Annotated in this window: 17 protein-coding genes (1 of these 17 running past the window's edge); 9 read left to right on the forward strand and 8 right to left on the reverse strand. The window is 52.6% G+C overall.

Going from position 1 to position 16,713, the window contains the following annotated elements:
- The 3 genes from tyrS to HNV11_RS16915 all read right to left on the reverse strand — a co-directional run.
- Nucleotides 1-705, reverse strand: the 5' portion of a protein-coding gene (gene tyrS, locus HNV11_RS16905) for a tyrosine--tRNA ligase (protein WP_171740780.1). It extends 582 nt beyond the left edge of the window; 705 of the gene's 1,287 nt are visible here — the first part of the coding sequence; it begins with the start codon at nucleotides 703-705; its stop codon lies beyond the left edge, outside the window.
- Nucleotides 706-810: 105 nt separating this feature from the next.
- Nucleotides 811-2,025 carry an S-adenosylmethionine:tRNA ribosyltransferase-isomerase gene (locus HNV11_RS16910; protein ID WP_171740781.1) on the reverse strand — a complete coding sequence of 405 codons (1,215 nt, stop codon included), beginning with the start codon at nucleotides 2,023-2,025 and terminating at the stop codon, nucleotides 811-813.
- A complete protein-coding gene (locus HNV11_RS16915) occupies nucleotides 2,018-2,527 on the reverse strand; it encodes a hypothetical protein (protein ID WP_171740782.1) in 510 nt (169 codons plus the stop codon). Before HNV11_RS16915 ends, HNV11_RS16910 begins: the two co-directional genes overlap by 8 nt.
- Nucleotides 2,528-2,688: 161 nt before the next feature.
- On the opposite strand from HNV11_RS16915, the gene HNV11_RS16920 reads away from it, so the two are divergent.
- The 3 genes from HNV11_RS16920 to HNV11_RS16930 all read left to right on the forward strand — a co-directional run bounded on the left by HNV11_RS16920 (nucleotide 2,689) and on the right by HNV11_RS16930 (nucleotide 5,742).
- Nucleotides 2,689-3,240 (forward strand): cob(I)yrinic acid a,c-diamide adenosyltransferase, encoded by a 552-nt coding sequence (locus HNV11_RS16920; protein WP_171740783.1) that lies wholly within the window; start codon nucleotides 2,689-2,691, stop codon nucleotides 3,238-3,240.
- Nucleotides 3,241-3,346: 106 nt separating this feature from the next.
- Nucleotides 3,347-4,417, forward strand: a complete 1,071-nt coding sequence (locus tag HNV11_RS16925; RefSeq protein WP_171740784.1) for a branched-chain amino acid aminotransferase — start codon at nucleotides 3,347-3,349, stop codon at nucleotides 4,415-4,417.
- 161 nt (nucleotides 4,418-4,578) lie between these two features.
- Complete coding sequence (locus HNV11_RS16930) at nucleotides 4,579-5,742, forward strand: energy transducer TonB (protein ID WP_171740785.1); 1,164 nt, start codon at nucleotides 4,579-4,581, stop codon at nucleotides 5,740-5,742.
- Between the two features lie 120 nt (nucleotides 5,743-5,862).
- On the opposite strand, the gene HNV11_RS16935 is transcribed toward HNV11_RS16930, so the two are convergent.
- Nucleotides 5,863-6,450, reverse strand: a complete 588-nt coding sequence (locus HNV11_RS16935; RefSeq protein WP_171740786.1) for a hypothetical protein — start codon at nucleotides 6,448-6,450, stop codon at nucleotides 5,863-5,865.
- Between the two features lie 76 nt (nucleotides 6,451-6,526).
- Nucleotides 6,527-7,963, reverse strand: a complete 1,437-nt coding sequence (locus tag HNV11_RS16940) for a BamA/TamA family outer membrane protein (RefSeq protein WP_171740787.1) — start codon at nucleotides 7,961-7,963, stop codon at nucleotides 6,527-6,529.
- 119 nt (nucleotides 7,964-8,082) lie between these two features.
- Here HNV11_RS16940 and HNV11_RS16945 point away from each other — a divergent pair, with 119 nt between their 5' ends.
- Entirely contained in the window at nucleotides 8,083-9,459 is a 1,377-nt protein-coding gene (locus HNV11_RS16945; RefSeq protein WP_171740788.1) for an MFS transporter, read from the forward strand.
- Nucleotides 9,460-9,540: 81 nt separating this feature from the next.
- Nucleotides 9,541-10,476 carry a carbohydrate kinase family protein gene (locus HNV11_RS16950; protein ID WP_171740789.1) on the forward strand — a complete coding sequence of 312 codons (936 nt, stop codon included), beginning with the start codon at nucleotides 9,541-9,543 and terminating at the stop codon, nucleotides 10,474-10,476.
- A 59-nt stretch (nucleotides 10,477-10,535) separates the two neighbouring features.
- Here HNV11_RS16950 and lgt read toward each other — a convergent pair whose 3' ends face one another.
- Nucleotides 10,536-11,381 carry a prolipoprotein diacylglyceryl transferase gene (lgt, locus tag HNV11_RS16955; RefSeq protein WP_171740790.1) on the reverse strand — a complete coding sequence of 282 codons (846 nt, stop codon included), beginning with the start codon at nucleotides 11,379-11,381 and terminating at the stop codon, nucleotides 10,536-10,538.
- A 113-nt stretch (nucleotides 11,382-11,494) separates the two neighbouring features.
- Between lgt and yidD the strand changes: the two genes are divergently transcribed.
- From yidD to HNV11_RS16970, 3 genes are all read left to right on the forward strand, one after another.
- A complete protein-coding gene (gene yidD / locus HNV11_RS16960; RefSeq protein WP_171742218.1) occupies nucleotides 11,495-11,704 on the forward strand; it encodes a membrane protein insertion efficiency factor YidD in 210 nt (69 codons plus the stop codon).
- A 101-nt stretch (nucleotides 11,705-11,805) separates the two neighbouring features.
- Nucleotides 11,806-12,183, forward strand: coding sequence for a co-chaperone GroES (locus tag HNV11_RS16965; RefSeq protein WP_171740791.1), 378 nt, complete (start codon nucleotides 11,806-11,808; stop codon nucleotides 12,181-12,183).
- A gap of 93 nt (nucleotides 12,184-12,276) precedes the next feature.
- Nucleotides 12,277-12,663 (forward strand): DUF4174 domain-containing protein, encoded by a 387-nt coding sequence (locus tag HNV11_RS16970; RefSeq protein ID WP_240163509.1) that lies wholly within the window; start codon nucleotides 12,277-12,279, stop codon nucleotides 12,661-12,663.
- Nucleotides 12,664-12,713: 50 nt separating this feature from the next.
- On the opposite strand, the gene HNV11_RS16975 is transcribed toward HNV11_RS16970, so the two are convergent.
- Nucleotides 12,714-14,666 carry a sialate O-acetylesterase gene (locus HNV11_RS16975; protein ID WP_171740793.1) on the reverse strand — a complete coding sequence of 651 codons (1,953 nt, stop codon included), beginning with the start codon at nucleotides 14,664-14,666 and terminating at the stop codon, nucleotides 12,714-12,716.
- A 150-nt stretch (nucleotides 14,667-14,816) separates the two neighbouring features.
- Here HNV11_RS16975 and HNV11_RS16980 point away from each other — a divergent pair, with 150 nt between their 5' ends.
- Nucleotides 14,817-15,704: an SDR family oxidoreductase gene (locus HNV11_RS16980; protein ID WP_171740794.1), complete on the forward strand. Its 888-nt coding sequence runs from the start codon at nucleotides 14,817-14,819 to the stop codon at nucleotides 15,702-15,704.
- A gap of 18 nt (nucleotides 15,705-15,722) precedes the next feature.
- Here HNV11_RS16980 and HNV11_RS16985 read toward each other — a convergent pair whose 3' ends face one another.
- Nucleotides 15,723-16,595, reverse strand: coding sequence for a hypothetical protein (locus HNV11_RS16985; RefSeq protein WP_171740795.1), 873 nt, complete (start codon nucleotides 16,593-16,595; stop codon nucleotides 15,723-15,725).
- Between the last annotated feature and the right edge of the window lie 118 nt (nucleotides 16,596-16,713).

The following is a 16,713-nucleotide window of genomic DNA, read 5'->3' on the forward strand; positions in this document are numbered from 1 at the left end:
GGCTGATTTGCCGAACTTGGTTCCATCGGCTTTCGTGATTAAGGGGGTTGTCAACGCATAGGCCTGGTATTCTTCCCGGCCTTCCTTACGTCGGATCAGTTCAGTACCAGTTGTAATGTTTCCCCATTGATCAGAGCCGCCCATTTGCAGACGGACGCCTTTGTTCCTGTACAGCCAGTAAAAGTCGTACCCCTGCAGCAACTGATAGGAAAACTCCATAAATGACAGACCGGTCTCCAGTCGCTTTTTCACCGAATCTTTGGCAACCATGTAGTTGACGGTGATGTGCTGACCGGCCTCCCGTAAGAAATCCAGGAAGGTCATTTCCTTGAACCAGTCGTAATTGTTGACCATTTCAGCAGCGTTTCCCCCAGACTCAAAGTCAAGGAAACGGGAAAGCTGTGCCCGAATGCCTTCCTGGTTACGACGTAGCGTCTCTTCGGATAAATAATCCCGCTCTGTAGAACGCCCCGATGGATCGCCGATCATGCCGGTAGCGCCACCCACCAGCGCAAATGGTTTATGACCGGCTCGCTGCAAATGAACCAGTAGCATGATTGCCGCCAGATTTCCGATATGGAGCGACGCAGCCGTGGGATCGAAGCCAATGTAGCCGGCCGTCATTTCTTTCTGGAGTTGTTCTTCGGTACCGGGGGTCATGTCATGCAACATGCCACGCCAGCGGAGTTCTTCGATGAAATTCATAGATAGAAAGAGCGAATGAGTGAAAGAGCAAAACAGTGGTTGAAGCAGACCTGACGCTTGCTCACCTGTTGGCTCGGGACTCTTCAAGGTTGTAAAATTAATGGTTTACGGTAAAAGCAGGGAAGAATCACCGTAACTCAGAAAGCGGTATCCCTGCTCAACGGCTTCCTGATAAACCTGTCTCCAGTCATTCCCAATCAGCGCGGTAATGAGCAGAATGAGTGTAGAGCCGGGCTGGTGAAAATTCGTTACGATTCCTTTACACAGCTTAAACGAATAGCCGGGGGTTATATAGATGCCCGTGTGTGCGACAATGGATTCCTGATTGCGGTTGACGAGATACCGCTCGATGGCCGCCAGCGCGTCTTCTGGAGCAGGTTGCTGATCGGGGGGGAGTTGATAGGCGTAATGCTGATCCAGTTGAAACGGATCGGGTTCCTGCCGCAGGCATTTGACACCCATCCAGTACAAACTTTCCAGCGCCCGCATCGACGTTGTACCAACAGGAATGATTCGACCGAGACTGGCTGACAGATTCTGTATATTCTGCCGGGTGTAAACGACCTGTTCGGTGTGCATGTGATGCTGGCGAACGTCTTCCGTTTTAATCGGCTGAAACGTTCCCGCGCCCACGTGCAGGGTCAGATAGTCGTGCCTGATGTTCCGTTCGGCGAGGGCATCGAACACGGCGGGCGTAAAATGCAGACCAGCGGTCGGAGCAGCAACGGCCCCCTCCTGCCGGGAGTAGATCGTCTGATACGTATCGCGGTCAGCGTCGGTGGCGTCACGTTTCAGATAAGGCGGCAGAGGAATTTCGCCCGCGTACTGAATCAACTGCGCGAATGTCAGGTCGGCAGGCTCCCAGCTCAACCGAACGGCCGACTGCCCGTAGTCCTGCCAACTGGCGGTCAATCTGACTTCGCCAACGGACGTAACCAGGGTTGTTTTGAGAGTTTCAGTCGGTTTCCAGCGTTTGCGATTTCCAACCATTCCCTGCCAGACCGCCGAACCGGTGGTTTCCATAGCCTGACTGATCGGCTGGTTATTGGGAAAGGGACTCAGCAGAAACAGTTCAATAACCGCTCCGGTAGGTTTTGTAAAATGTAGGCGCGCCGGGATAACCTTGGTATTATTAAAGACCAGAAAGCTATCGGGCGGCAGCAGGTCGGGCAGGTCGGTAAAGTGGGCGTGGTCAATACGTCCGTTCCTATAAACCAGCAGTCTGGACGCGTCACGCTGGGACAACGGAAAACGAGCAATGCGGTCGTCGGGCAGGTTGTACTGAAACTCGCTCAACGCAAACTCCTTCGGCTCAGGCATCGGCACTAGGTTTTATGAACAAACGGATTGGCAAGGCAGCCAGCACAATAACCAGGATGGCCGTACTGAGCGGCAACAGCCAGGCATAATCTACCTGCTGAATACCCCGATCGGAGCGATTCAGGAACGAGAGTACACTCAGACCCAGGGCCAGAATCGTATTGATAGCCGCCATCAGGGCATAGAACCAGTTCGTAACTACCTCATTGAGTTCTGAACGGTGACTGGCCCAAACGCTGTGGTGGGGAACCGGAATCTGCGCCGTTGGCAACCGGAGAAACAAACGGGCAACCAGATTAATAAGCGTGTTATTAATCAGAAACAGGGCAACCGCAATATAGAATATCGTTTCGCGGTCGACGTATTGAATCGCAGCGCCCCGCTCATCGAAACGAACCGCTACCTCGCCCGGATAGGAAATATAGCTGTTGAACAAGGCAAACAACAGTCCGATAATGGAGAGAATACGCCAGACACGGACAAAAAAAGTACCAGCTTTCATTATTAACGAGTGAATGAGTGAATGAGCGAATTGTTGACCAAGCTCATTAACACCCCATGAACTATATATTGGTTTTTAAAATCAGGGCGCAAAGGTACGGCCTGAACAGGGGAATTCCGTTAGCTTAGCCGTTTGTCGAGTAATTTGGTTTAGGTAGTGTTATGAAGATTTACACAAAAACAGGCGACAGCGGCCAAACGGCGCTGATTGGTGGCCGCCGGGTGAGTAAAGCCGATTTGCGGATTGATACGTATGGAACGGTTGATGAACTGAACTCCTGGATAGGTCTGGTTCGGGATCAGTCGGTGAACGCCGGGCGTAGAGAGTTGCTGAAAGAAATTCAGGACCGTCTGTTTACGGTCGGGGCCGAACTGGCGACCGATCCCGAGAAAGCGCCGAAACGCGCGATGCCCGCCGTCGTGCCGGACGACGTTACGCTGCTCGAGCAGGCGATGGATGAGATGGATGCTGCCCTGCCCGAACTGCGGGCTTTTGTCTTGCCGGGTGGCCACGAAGCTGTATCCTTCTGCCATCTGGCCCGGACGGTATGCCGCCGGGCCGAGCGGCTGGTCATCGCGCTAAACGACGAGTCACCCGTTGATGCGCTGGTCTTACAGTACCTCAACCGATTGTCTGATTACCTGTTTGTGCTGAGCCGGAAAATGACGCAGGAGTTAAAGGCCGAAGAGGTGGCCTGGCAGCCGCGCGTATGACTGTAAAATAAAAGTTGTTAAGACAACTAAACTAACTCAATCTAATTATTTAGCTTTGTCGCAGGTCGCTCTTTTGCGGCCTGACTTATTAACTAATACGTTGATTATGACGACGGACGCCTTGCAGATTGAATTGCGGAAAGCGGAACGCTCACGCATTCAGGAGGTGGATTTTAACCATCTGCCTTTCGGAAAACATTTCTCGGATCACATGTTTGTGGCCGATTTCATAGACGGTCAGTGGCAGAATCAGATGATTGTGCCCTTTGACAACTTTACGCTAAGTCCGGCCCTGTCGTCGCTGCATTACGGTCAGTCTATTTTTGAAGGCATGAAAGCGTTCAAGAGCGAAGCTGGCGAAGTACAGATGTTCCGTCCATATGCCAATTTCGAACGCATGAACGAATCGGCCCGGCGGATGTGCATGGCGACGCTGCCCGAAGAGGTGTTCATGGGTGGCCTGGAGGCTCTGCTCCGGATAGATGCCGACTGGGTTCCTACGCAGCCAGATAGCTCGCTCTATATTCGACCGTATATGTTTGCGATGGATACATTCCTGGGCGTGGCTCCCTCGAAAACGTATCGGTTCTGCATTTTCACCTGCCCGGTTGGCGCTTATTACTCCAATCCGCCTAAACTGAAGGTAGAAACCGAATACATCCGTTCGGCACCGGGCGGGGTGGGTTACGCTAAATGTGCGGGGAATTATGCCGGTTCGATGTATCCAACCTTGCTGGCGCAACAGCAAGGGTACGACCAGTTGATCTGGACCGACGCCCGTGAACATAAGTATATTGAGGAGTCGGGTACGATGAACATCATGTTCATCATCGACGGCAAACTCGTGACCCCAGCCACTTCGGATTCAATCCTGAAGGGCGTTACCCGCGATTCGATCATACAGATTGCCAAAAGCTGGGGCATGACTGTTGAGGAGCGGCTTGTTTCGATCGATGAAGTTATCAGCGGTATCGAAACCGGTCGGTTGACCGAAGCCTTCGGGGCCGGAACGGCAGTTGGTTCTTCGCCTTACTCGCTCATTGGCTACAACGGCAAGGATCATATGCTGCCCGAGATTGCACCGGAAGAATCCTTCGCGGTGCGGGTCCGACATTATCTGAGCGATCTGCGCACCGGCAAAATCGAAGATACGTTCGGCTGGATGCACACGATATAACCTATTTCAATACGTAAACAGGAAATCCCGGCTATCAGTCGGGATTTCCTGTTTATAGCCGTTTCGTATTATATCCTGAAATATACTGGGCAGTAAGTTCAATTTATACAAGAATAATTTATATTTCGTCGACTTCCTTCCGAACTCAACACCCTTACTCCATGAAGCGGCTCTTACCAATAGTGTTGGCGTTATGTACAATCTTACTACAGGCAAACGGGCAAACCGTTGCCGTAGGGCCCTACAAAATTTATAAAGACGGCAACGGCCAGATTCTGACAACGTTTGATGTGTATTCTTATGGAACAAGTTCGATTATTTCAGCGGCACATAATGAAGTAACTTATTTAGGTAGTCCCTTTCTCACGTTCCCTATTTGGCAAAAGGGAGCTATTCGACTAGACAAAGGGAGCGAAGAACTCGCCTGTGAACTAGCTTACAATCTGGTCACTACAGAAGTTTTTTGTCGGTTTGCAAGCGGCCAGAAAGAGCAGGTCATTGCGCCTGAATTCTTTACGATTCATGGCGTTACTTATGCCCGTCAACTGAATAAACTCGCCGGTGTTGACTATAAACTATACACGTCGATCAAACACGATGGCCCGACAAAGTTGCTGGAGAGCCCAGGCAGTAAGCTAAAATCGATTAGATACATCAATACAGGATATGGTAGAGATCCATCGATAAAAGGGGTTTACGAGCCGCTAACCAATTACTATATTCAGAAAGGGTATGCCCAGCCTGAAATCATAAATCTCAGGAAAACATCAATCTTATCGGTGCTATATGACAAAGCTGAGCAGCTCCGAAATCGAATATCCAAAGAAAAACTGAGCGTTGATGAGGTTATCGGTCTCTTAACCTATTATGACTCATTGGTTACCGCTGACTTCACAGACAAGTCTGCGTTAATGCTTGATCCAGTATTCACAAAGGCCTTGCACCATAACCTTACCTATCCGGCCAGTGCACAAAATCAGGCAATTTATGGCCGCGTTTATGCAGCATTCGACATAAACGAACAAGGCTTGATCAGGAACGTAACTATTTTAAGTCCCGAGAATGCCGGGTATCGGTTTGACCTTATTGTCAAGAAAGCGCTTCAAAAGATATCTCCGGTTGATCCGGCTTTAAACGGTAAATACATCCTGCCAGTTGCCTTCACCTATACGAACACGAACGAAGATGGGGAATCCTATATCCCTGTTAATCGGCTCTCCGGCGACCGGTTATCGGGTCGACAAGTTTTAGAAGAATACATCGTACCCGCGGTTGTTGCTAGGCCTTCTGTTACAGCCAGAGAAGTTTGGGGATATTATAAGTAACGTAGCTACTCCTATAGACACAACTTCTGACCTGGAAGGTTTTTGTTAGAAGATGCCTTTGCAAACAGTTAACTTGTGCAAGATTGGCTCGCTAGCTATCGAACAACTCACTTATCTCTTTTACTTCGCCGATGCTGCCGTAGAACTGCTTCCGGGTGCAATTCTGATTTTCAGGCCGAAATCCTTTCCTTTTGAGACATCTGTCAACGTAATGCTCTCACCTTTGGGTCCGCTCCATACGTTTCCTCCGCTGCCGGGTTTTGGTGTGCCGTAGCGGCTGGTAAAATACGAATTCAGTTCGCGCTGGTAAGCATCTACCGATGCGCGGTTATTGAGAAACAGATCTGCTTCAATGGCCGAGACCTTCCCATTTTGGTGATAGTACAGCACATCGGCAGATTCGAGATTTTTGAATTCGATTGTATAGCCAATATGCTTCTGATCACTTTCAAAAGCCTCGCCTTTTTCCAGTGCTTTTACGTTGGCGAGGTCATCGCCGAGGTTGACCCCACGCCAGTGGCTGTCGGGGGTCAGGCCGAGGTTCGCAACGTGCTCGGCGGAAGTCGTAATCCCGGCGCTTTGTGAATCAGCCTGGGTAGTCGCCATGGAGTCCGGTGCCTGCGAACTGGTCTGTTTACGTGAGTTGCAGGCCTGCTGCGCCAGGAAAAGAACAGGAATAAAGAAGCATAGTAAAGTAATTTGTTTCATGGTGTTTCAGGTCGTTGATTGACCCGCAAAGGTAATGCGCCAGCTAAGCAGAAGGTTTTGTCGACACCCGAACGCCCTATAATTCCTGCGCCAGGTTAAAGAAGAAACCGGTTTTGCCTTGTCCGTTGATTGTTCCGCTAAAGCGAAAAACCAGATTATAGTACGTAACAATGTCCAGGCTCATGCCTGTACCAACGAGCAGCCGATTTGCCAACCGGCTTTGGTACTGCTCAGCCACCGTACTGCTGACGTAACCCGCATCGCCAAAGGCCGTCAGGTAAGCCGCAATCGGCAAGGTGTTGAACTGGCGTATGCGCAACCAGTCGAGCTGCTTTCGAACGTTAAACAGTTGGTAACGTAAACTATTCCGCCAGACGGTCGTTCGCTGTCCATCAACGACAAACAACTCGTAGCCGCGCACCATATCGAGCGAACTGCCTAATCCACGCAGGTTAAAATACGGTTGCCGACTGGGCCAGGTTAACCGGCCACGCAGGCCCGTAGCGGCATAGAATCGCCCGCCCAGCGACCAGTATCGAGTGGCCGACGAGGCCACTTCTGCGAACCGAAAACTGTCGCTGGGCAGTAGTCCCGATACGCCAATACCCGCCGAAAACAGAACGCCCTGCAGGGGATAGACCACATTATCACGCCGGTCGTAGCGATAGCCGTAGCCTATGGCCAGGTACTGCTGCCGGGTTCGGCCATCCAGAAAATAGTCCGGGTTGAGCCGGGCGATCGTATCGGCGATTGTGTTGCGGGTATAGCGCGCATCGAAGCTATGATAATGATACAGGCCGCGCCGATGGGTCAGTGTCAGGCCGGCATACATGCGTTCGCGCAGCAAAGCTTCTGACCTGGCATAAACCCACTTATCGGCCCGCGTACGGTAGGGAATTTCCTTGTTGGTCTGATAGCCAAAATCAACCCGCATACCAATTTTCTGGGCCCGGTCTATGTAGGGCCGGCTATACGAAACAATCGTGCGCGACAGAAATCCCCGTTCAAGAACCAGTTGCAGGCGGTCATTATTCCCCGTCACGTTACGGTAGCTGAGTCGCCCGCCGTAGATCGTTCGGCGCAGGTCACGGCCCCGGTCGTACCACCATTCGTTGAAATTCCGGTCGGCCAGATCAAACACGGGGTAAGCAATCAGATACCAGCGCTCCTTCATTGCGACCGTCAGATCGAGCTGAGCCAGCTGGGTCGTATCGGCGGACGCAGTAACCTGAGTAAGTAGGTCTACCGTCACGAAAAGGTTCGTGTTGTTGATGTTCCGCTGATCCCAGGCAGTGCGGCCCGGCAAATCGCCCAACCGGACGGTATCGCCGGTATGGAGCGTCATTTCGCGCAGGATAATCCGGTCGCGGGTTCGGTAGTTGCCCGTCAGCGTAACGGACCGCACCACCACTGAACGCGTTGAATCAACCGGTTCGGTCGCCAGAGCGTTCTGAACCAGAAATAAACTACCCAAAAAGACCAGTGCAGCGATAAGCCGACATTTCGCAACCATGTTCAAAAATACGGCTTTTCAAAAAAATAAGACAAAAGAATCTCTATATCCTGCAAAGGACTCTGTATTATTGTTATTCATTTATTAAAGCTAATCCGAACGGTTTAATCAGCACGCATATGCAAACCGAAAACATCCAGAAGCCAGCCAGAGCTGTTAAACCAAGGCTCAGTTTCTGGCAAATCTGGAATATGAGTTTTGGCTTTTTTGGCATTCAGTATGGCTTCGGTTTGCAGCAGGCTAATATGAGCCCGATTTTTCGCTACCTGAACGCCGATGAATCGTCTATTCCGGCGCTCTGGCTGGCGGGTCCGATGACGGGACTATTGATTCAGCCGATCATTGGTGCCATGAGCGACCGGACCTGGTCTCCGCGCTGGGGTCGCCGAAAACCTTACTTTCTGATTGGGGCCATTCTGGGCAGTATTGCACTTATTCTGATGCCCAACTCGTCGGCTTTGTGGATGGCGGCCAGCCTGATGTGGATTCTGGATGCGGGCCTGAACGCGTCGATGGAGCCATTCCGGGCCTTTATCGGCGACAAACTGCCCGTTGAGCAGCGTACCGTCGGGTTTGCCATGCAGAGCTTTTTCGTAGGGTTTGGCCAGACGCTGGCGAATCTGATGCCGCGTATTTTACCGCTGTTCGGACTCACGATGGTAGCAACCGGAGCCAACGCCATTCCAGATATTACGCGCTGGTCATTCTATATCGGGGCGGTGGCCATTGTGGCGGCCGTTCTCTGGACCATGTACACGACCGACGAGTACCCGCCCGACGACATGGCTGAGTTTGAGCGCGAGAAGCGCGAAGGTGGTGGGGTTCTGTCGGCCTTTGGCGAAGTGTTTCATGCCCTGCGCGATATGCCCACGACCATGAAGCAGCTCTGGTGGGTAAAGTTTTTTACGTGGTACGGCCTGCCGCTCATGTGGCAGTACCTGTCGCTGGCTATTTCGCGCCATGCGTTCAATGCCCCTACGCCCCAGTCGCCCGGCTTTGAACGCGGTATTGAAGTCGGCAACGACTGTTTCGCTCTGTTCAACATCGGCTGTTTTGGCGTTTCGTTTTTCTTACCGGCCATTGCTAGACGGCTGGGTCGGCGCGGCACGCACGCGACTTTCCTGACGCTGGGCGGGTTAGGCTTCCTGTCCATGCTGACGGGTGAAGACAAAAGCGTGTTTCTGTTTGGTATGGCTCTGGTGGGTCTGGCATGGGGCTCTATCCTGTCGATGCCTTACGTCATGCTGTCAACGTCGGTGCCGGGCGAGCGGATGGGAGTTTACATGGGAATCTTCAATGGTTTCATCGTAGTCCCGCAGATTGTCAACATGGTTACGGTTCCGTTTCTGTACAACACGCTGCTTCAGGGCGACCCACGTAATGCACTGGTTCTGTGCGGAGTTTGCTTGCTGTTAGCAGCCGGTTCCTGCTTCCTGGTTAAAGAAACACCCCGAAGCGAAGCGGCCGCCCTGCCGGTTAATCCGGGTGGTAATTAATGTTCAATCTGTTCCTTACTTTTGTCAATCTGTCCGTTTCTTGCCTTAACGTTGGGGAATAGACAGCCTGATAGCTTATTGATGGAAAACGCTGCCCGCCCTTACGCTCTGCTTTCTGTGGGCGAACTTCTGGCCGACTTCATTGGCCACCACGTATCGCCTAATCTGCTCGATTCACCGGATTTTCGGCGCTACCAGGGCGGAAGCCCGGCCAACATGGCGGCTAATATGGCCCGGCTGGGCAACCAGACGGCTTTGGTCGCCTGCGTTGGTAATGATAACATAGGCCGCTTTCTGACCCGATCGGTCAGCGAAGCCGGGGTTGATGCTCAGTTTATTGGCGTAGACCCCGATGAGCCAACCAGCATTGTTATTGTCTCACGTACCGCCGGAACGCCGGATTTTATCGCCTATCGGACTGCCGACCGTCAGATCAAGCCGGATCAGTTGCCCGACTCGCTGCTGAGCCAGGCGCAGATATTCCACACAACCTGCTTTGCCTTAAGCCGTCAGCCGGCTCAGGCTACCATTGTAGAAGCTGCCCGGCGCGCCCGCCAACTGGGCTGTCAGGTCAGCGTTGACGCTAATTATGCACCCCCTATCTGGCCCGACCGCGATCAGGCATGGCGTGTCCTGACCGATTATTGCTCGGCTGGCGCGCTGGTGAAAGTAAGTGACGACGACATAGCGCGGCTTTACGGTCAGAAGCAGTCGCCGGAAACCGTATTTGCCGATTTTCACCGCATGGGCGCGTCGGTGATCTGCATGACGCTGGGCCCCGATGGGAGCATTGTATCCTATGATGGTGGGGCTAAACAGGGGCAGATAGCGGCTAAGAAAGTGGACGTTGTCGATGCAACCGGCGCAGGCGATGCTTATTGGGCGGGCTTTCTTACGGCTTATCTGGACGGCCAGACGCCGGAACACTGCGCCCATGCTGGTGCCGTAATGGCCCAGATGAAACTCACCCGGCAAGGTCCTCTACCCTCATTCGTAGATCGGCAGCTGCTGTATTAAGCTGATTCGTACCGGCATAAAAAAAGGGGCCAGCCGCCCCTTTTTGGTTTTTACAGGTATCAGGATCTGACTTTTTTCGGGCGTTCCGGTGAGGGTAGAACAACCGGGTTCTGGTAGCTACGAATCAGGAAGTAAACGCCCAGCAACACCGCTGGAATGCTCAGAATCTGGCCCATGTTCAGCGCCATATTGTTCTCAAAAGCAACCTGGTTCTCTTTCAGGTATTCGTATAAGAACCGCAGGGTGAATATCCAGATTAGAAAAATACCGAGCATGCTGCCGCGTGGAGTCCGCTCTTTGTAACGATTCCAGAACCAGAGCAGCAGAACGAACACGACCAGGCAGGAAAGCGACTCGTATAGCTGCGCCGGATGGCGGGGAATCTTCTCATACTCCGGGTTATTGATGAACACAAACGCCCAGGGCACATCCGTTGGCCGGCCAACGATTTCGGAGTTCATCAAATTCCCGAAGCGAATGCAGGCCCCGGCCAGCGCTACCGTGATGGTAATGCGGTCAGTAACCCACAGAAACGTCTGGCCCGTAGCGCGACTTGACTGTCGGCGTGAATACAGCCAGAGGCCAATCAGAATACCAACTGTAGCGCCGTGGCTGGCCAGTCCGCGATAGGGCGGCAGAATTACCTCCAGTGGATTTTTAAACAGCACATCGGGTTCATAGAACAGGAAATGGCCCAGGCGAGCCCCCAGAATCGTGGCCACCACCATATAAATCAGCAGCGAGTCGGTATCGGCAACTGGTTTGTTTTCTTTTTTGAAAATATGGGTCATGATCTGCATCCCGATCAGAAACCCTAAGGCAAACAGCAGCCCATACCAGCGAACCGAGAACGAGCCAATGTGAAAAATTTCGGGATCCACATCCCAGATGACGTATTGCAGCATAGCAAGCTATCGTTCAGAATCGTTTTTTATTGCCCCCGTCTGCCAGAACGATGGCGGGCAAAGATACGGATTGCGGGATAGTTTTCCGGCTTTTTAGTGTTTGGGTATTTATGATGAGGACTATACTGATTGGTCTGGTACGCGTTTACCAGGCCGTCGTTTCGCCGTATTTTCCGAATGCCTGCCGGTATACGCCGACCTGCTCGCAGTTCACCATTGAAGCTATTCGCAAACATGGCGCTATCCGGGGCGGCTGGCTGGGTTTAAAACGCATCAGCCGGTGTCATCCATGGGGCGGTCATGGCTATGACCCTGTTCCTTAGCGTACCGTTTGCAGACTGTCAATTTGTCTTTATTCATCCGAATTTGCCCGAAAGTTGCTGGAGTCCTGGCAACTAATTCACTAATAGCTATTCCTGATTATATGGTCAATATTACCGCCGATAACAAGCTCAAACGCCTGATTGTAGTGGGCGATCGGGTTCTGATCAAACCCAACGATCCAACTGACCGCACCGCCAGTGGTTTATACCTTCCGCCCACTGTACAGGAAAAAGAACAAGTTCAATCCGGCTACGTTATTAAAGTTGGACCAGGCTATCCGATTCCAGTGCCGACCGAAGACGAGCCCTGGAAAGAAACCGAGGAAAAAGTAAAGTACATGCCGCTTCAGGCGCAGGAGGGCGACGTAGCGCTGTATCTCCAGCGAAACGCTATTGAACTGCTATACGAGGGCGAACAGTACGTCATTGTTCCCCAGGCATCTATCCTGATGCTCGAACGCATGGAAGATTTAGCGTAAAATCTGCGGCTTATTAACCGCGTTACTCAAAACACTATGCGACACCGCTGGTTGATAAGTCTGACAGTAATTTTACTCGGACTAATTCTCGTTATGGAAAGCATAGCCAACCAGAAAAAATCGCTCAAGGCGATACTGGACGAAAAGAAAGACCACCGGCGCGTGTTGCTGCTTTACGGCCGCGACGACGCCCAGCACTACCTTCTTGAGCAGCAGGAAAGCCTGAACGAGGTCAGAGACGAACTAAACGAGCGGGAGATGGACGTGCTCGTGATTGTGGCGTCAACCCTTCAGGAGCCCGACCGCCAGTTTTTAATGCAGCATTACAAGCTCGTACCGTCGGAGGATTTCATAGCCTGGCTGATTGGTAAGGATGGCGGCATCAAGCAAACCTTTAAAAAACCCGTAGCTCCGCAGGAGGTGTTCAAACTCGTTGACGGTATGCCTATGCGGCAGCAGGAAATGAAAAAACAGGAGTAAACCTATCGGGTCGGGCAGTACGTATCTGCGCTGCCCGACCCGGTAAGGCTTTATTTTCCAAATTTGCCTTCCTCCGTAATTCCTTTCCACGTATCGGTGCGGAAGGGTACGGCCGGGAAGGCTTCTTTATTATAGAGGTTTGCCTCACTATTGTCGTCAGCCCAGCCATACCGGACCGCTACCGGCGCAGCTACTGAATCGGCCCATACTACCACCGAATCGCCTTGCACCTCAGCTTTGGCGTAATGAAACGTTTTGTCGGCCCCGGCTACCTCGAATCCTTTCAGATACCCGTATTTATCTTTTGCCATTAGACCGCTGCCTACGTTTCGGAACGTAAGCACGGCGCGATTGCCCTGAACAGCCAGTTTATCGAACATCGGCCCAGCACTAACACCCGTTTTTCCATATACAACCCGCATGGCTTCGGCAGCCAGCCGTTTGCCTACGTCCTGTTTATTACGGGGGTGAATATCGTTAGGTTCGCCAATATCGGAGGTTACGGCCATGCCCGTGTTGGGTAATTGAAGCGTCATCGTCTGAGCTTCGCGGAGTTCGGCCCAGCTGCTGCCCCGCTGGCTATTGCCGTTACCGGCATTATAACTTGCTAATTGCACAAACAGAAACGGGAAGTCGCTGCCCCAGCGCTGCCGCCAATCCTGAATCATGATCGGAAACGCCCGGCGGTACTGATAGGCTCGTCCGGCGTTTGATTCACCCTGATACCAGATGGCACCTTCAATGGCGTAAGGAATCAGCGGGTTGATCATGGCGTTGAACAGTTGCGTCGCGTACGTATTCGGGCCGGGCTTGAAGGATGACGGAAACACCTGCTCAACCCGGTACTGCCACTGCCCCGCCAGCGGTAGATCCAGCCGTTCGCCGGACAGTTTGAGTTGTTCGGGCGGACCCGCCAGCCCTCCGGCCCCACTGTTGTCTACGACCCGCACGGCGATTACGTTCCGGCCGGGTTTCAGCAGTCCCTCGGGCAGATTGTACGAACGGGGCCCAATTCCCTTTGTGCTGCCTACCAGCTGACCATTTACGTAGGTAGAGTCCCTATCGTCAATGGAGCCTGCCTGCAAAGTCATTTTATTCAGGTTGCTTCCTTCCGGAATCATCACCTCGCGCCGAAACCAGACAACACCGTCCAGGGTTGGTAAACCACCCCACTCCCAGTCGCCGGGCTGATTCATGGATTTCCACTGGCTGGCGTCGAAGGTTGGGTCGGTCCAGCGGGCCGGTTCGCCAGCTGTAGGTAAGCCGCCCTGCTGCTTTTCTAACAACGCCTGCGTGCGCTCTTTTCCGCTCTGAATCACTTCTTCATACGTAGCGGGCAGTTTCTTAGCTACGGCCCCCAGCTCACTGTCCTGATTCATGGCTTCGCGGCTGGTCCAGGTTTCGGAGTGCGTACCACCCCAGGACGTATTGATCAGGCCAATCGGTACGTTGAGTTCCTGCTGCAGCTGCCGGGCAAAGAAATACCCCACGGCCGTAAAGCGAGGAGCTGTTTCGGGATTGCACACGGCCCATTCCCCTTCGATATCGTCTTTGGGCGCCAGACTAATGTCTTTTTTCACCAGCAGTTGCCGAATCTGCGGGTAGTTCGCGGCTTTTATCTCTTCCTTGGCATTGTTGGCAGCCGCCAGCGGCCACTCCATATTCGACTGGCCGGAGCAGATCCAGACCTCTCCACTCAGTACATCGTCGATGGTAATGGTGTTCGCTTTTCCCTTTACCAGCATCTGATACGGCCCACCGGCTTCCATAGGATCGAGGCTGACCTTCCATTTTCCGTCTTTTCCCGCCTTCGCCGTTTTTGTTTGATTATTGAACAGGACCGTTACTTTCTCGCCTGCATCGGCCCATCCCCAGACCGGCACCGGTTTCCGGCGCTGCAATACCATGTGCGAACCGAACACTTGCGGCAGACGCACATCGGCGAAAGCCCCCTGTACGACCAGCACACTTAACAACAAAGCACTCCATTTAAAACCTTTCATTCGTGTTCACGATTTATTAATACTTGTCAGGATGATAGATTAACGAATAGGTCAAAGGTAATTGAACATCGTCTGTCCTGATAAAGCAAGGCTACTAAAAAAGACCGGTCGGCCTTTTTATTACTACCAGCCAATTATTTTATAACGGACGTGGCAGACGAACGCATTCTGATTACCGGCGCAACAGGCAATGTGGGCCTGGAAACCTTGCGTGCGTTAATGACTCATCCCAATAAAAGCCGGTTTGAAGTCCTAGCCGGGGTTCGTAATCCGGCTCTGGCACAGGCGGCAATGAAGGTGCAGCCGGACGGCTTTGCCCGGCTTGACTTCAGTAACGAACAGCTATTTGATGCGGCCCTGGCGGGTGTTAACCGGGTGCTGCTGGTCCGCCCCCCTAAGCTGGTCGACATAGGCCGTTATTTCAAACCCTTTGTGGAGGCCATGCAACGCGCCGGGGTCCGGCAGGTCGTTTTCCTATCAGTGCAGGGCGTTGAAAATAACCCGGTAGTTCCTCATCATAAGCTGGAGAAGCTGATTGTCGAAGCGGGCTTAGGCTTTACGTTCCTCCGCCCAGGCTTTTTCATGCAGAACCTGTGCAGTGCTCACCGAGATGAAATTCGATTACGTAATGAAATTTTTGTTCCGGCCGGCAACGGTCGTACCAGCTTTATTGACGTGCGCGACGTAGCGGCCGTGGCCGCGCTGGTTCTGTCGAGCCCCACCCGTGAACACCTCAACCGGGGTTACGAACTAACCGGTTCCGAAGCCTTGACCTATGGTGAGGTAGCCCAGATTCTGAGCAGAGTTCTGGCACGTCCCATTACCTACCGCGATCCGTCTATTCCGCAGTTCATCTGGCGAAAATGGCGCAAAGAGCACGTCCCTCTGGGATTTACGATGGTTATGGTCGCGTTATACACTGCCTCCAAACTGGGGAAAGCAGTCAGCCAGACCAGCGAAACCGAGCAGTTGCTGGGTCGGCGACCAATTCTGTTGCGGGATTTTGCAGAAGATTACCGGGCAGCCTGGCAACCTTAACTAGTTATAAAGCAATTCTTACAACTTGATTCGCCCCTTACCCTGCACATCGAGTGCATTGGACAGGTTGCGTCGGACGGCGTACGTATAACGGAGCGTTACGCCATAGCTCATACCTGAGCCGGTGCCCTGAAGTTGAGCGTACTGCGGATCTCGTCCACTGGCCTTGTACGTTACGTCGGTCGTTAGCGAACTACCCAGGCCCCAGTATTTCCGAACGGCAAAGCCCATATCAAATTTATCGCTCAGCCGGACATTGTATTCAGCACCTACCTCGGCCAGACCTGTTGGGGCGGCATTCACATTCGTTTGGCCCAGAATCCGCAGCGTGTCGGGTTTTTCGCCTTGTCGATACCGGTAACTATAACTGGCCAGTGAGAATCCGCCTTTGTTCTGACCACTGTTTGGAATGAGCCATAAGCCCGCGCTCAGCCATAAACCCGACCGGCGCCACGGTCCGCTGGTTGACAGAACCATTCGTCTCGCCCGCAGCACAATCCCTTGCTTATCATTGGTATAGGGGAAACTATAGGCAAAATAACCATTTCGTACGCGAGCTTCTGTGTGGATTGGCATTCGGGCGTAGCCGCCTTCTATGGCCCATTGTTCACGGTAAGTCCAGCCAACCAGCGCGCCAATGCCGGGCTTCGTGACCCGACTACTTCCCAGTAGGCCGTTATAGGAGTTATCCAGTTGAGCGCGGTCGGTACGCACAAACCCGCTGAGCGCTACGTACCAGCGGTCGCGCGTATAAGCTCCGCCATACCGGTTAAGAATCCGGTTATACTGGCTTTGCTGATCCGGCAGACGGTAGTAGTCTGTCATTTGCTGCCCAAAGGTGGGCAATCCAGCCAGGCCCAAAAATAAAAGGAAGAGGTAGCGTTTCATCATGAGGCAGGGCTGGTTTCTGTTTTTAATATAACCCGCTTAAGCGGTTGTCTGTTAATAATTTACGAGCAAATTAATGCATTTGTTGCAAACAAGACACGTTTCTCCCTCAAACCGTTGC

It is taken from the genome of Spirosoma taeanense (genome assembly GCF_013127955.1).
Lineage (GTDB): Bacteria > Bacteroidota > Bacteroidia > Cytophagales > Spirosomataceae > Spirosoma > Spirosoma taeanense.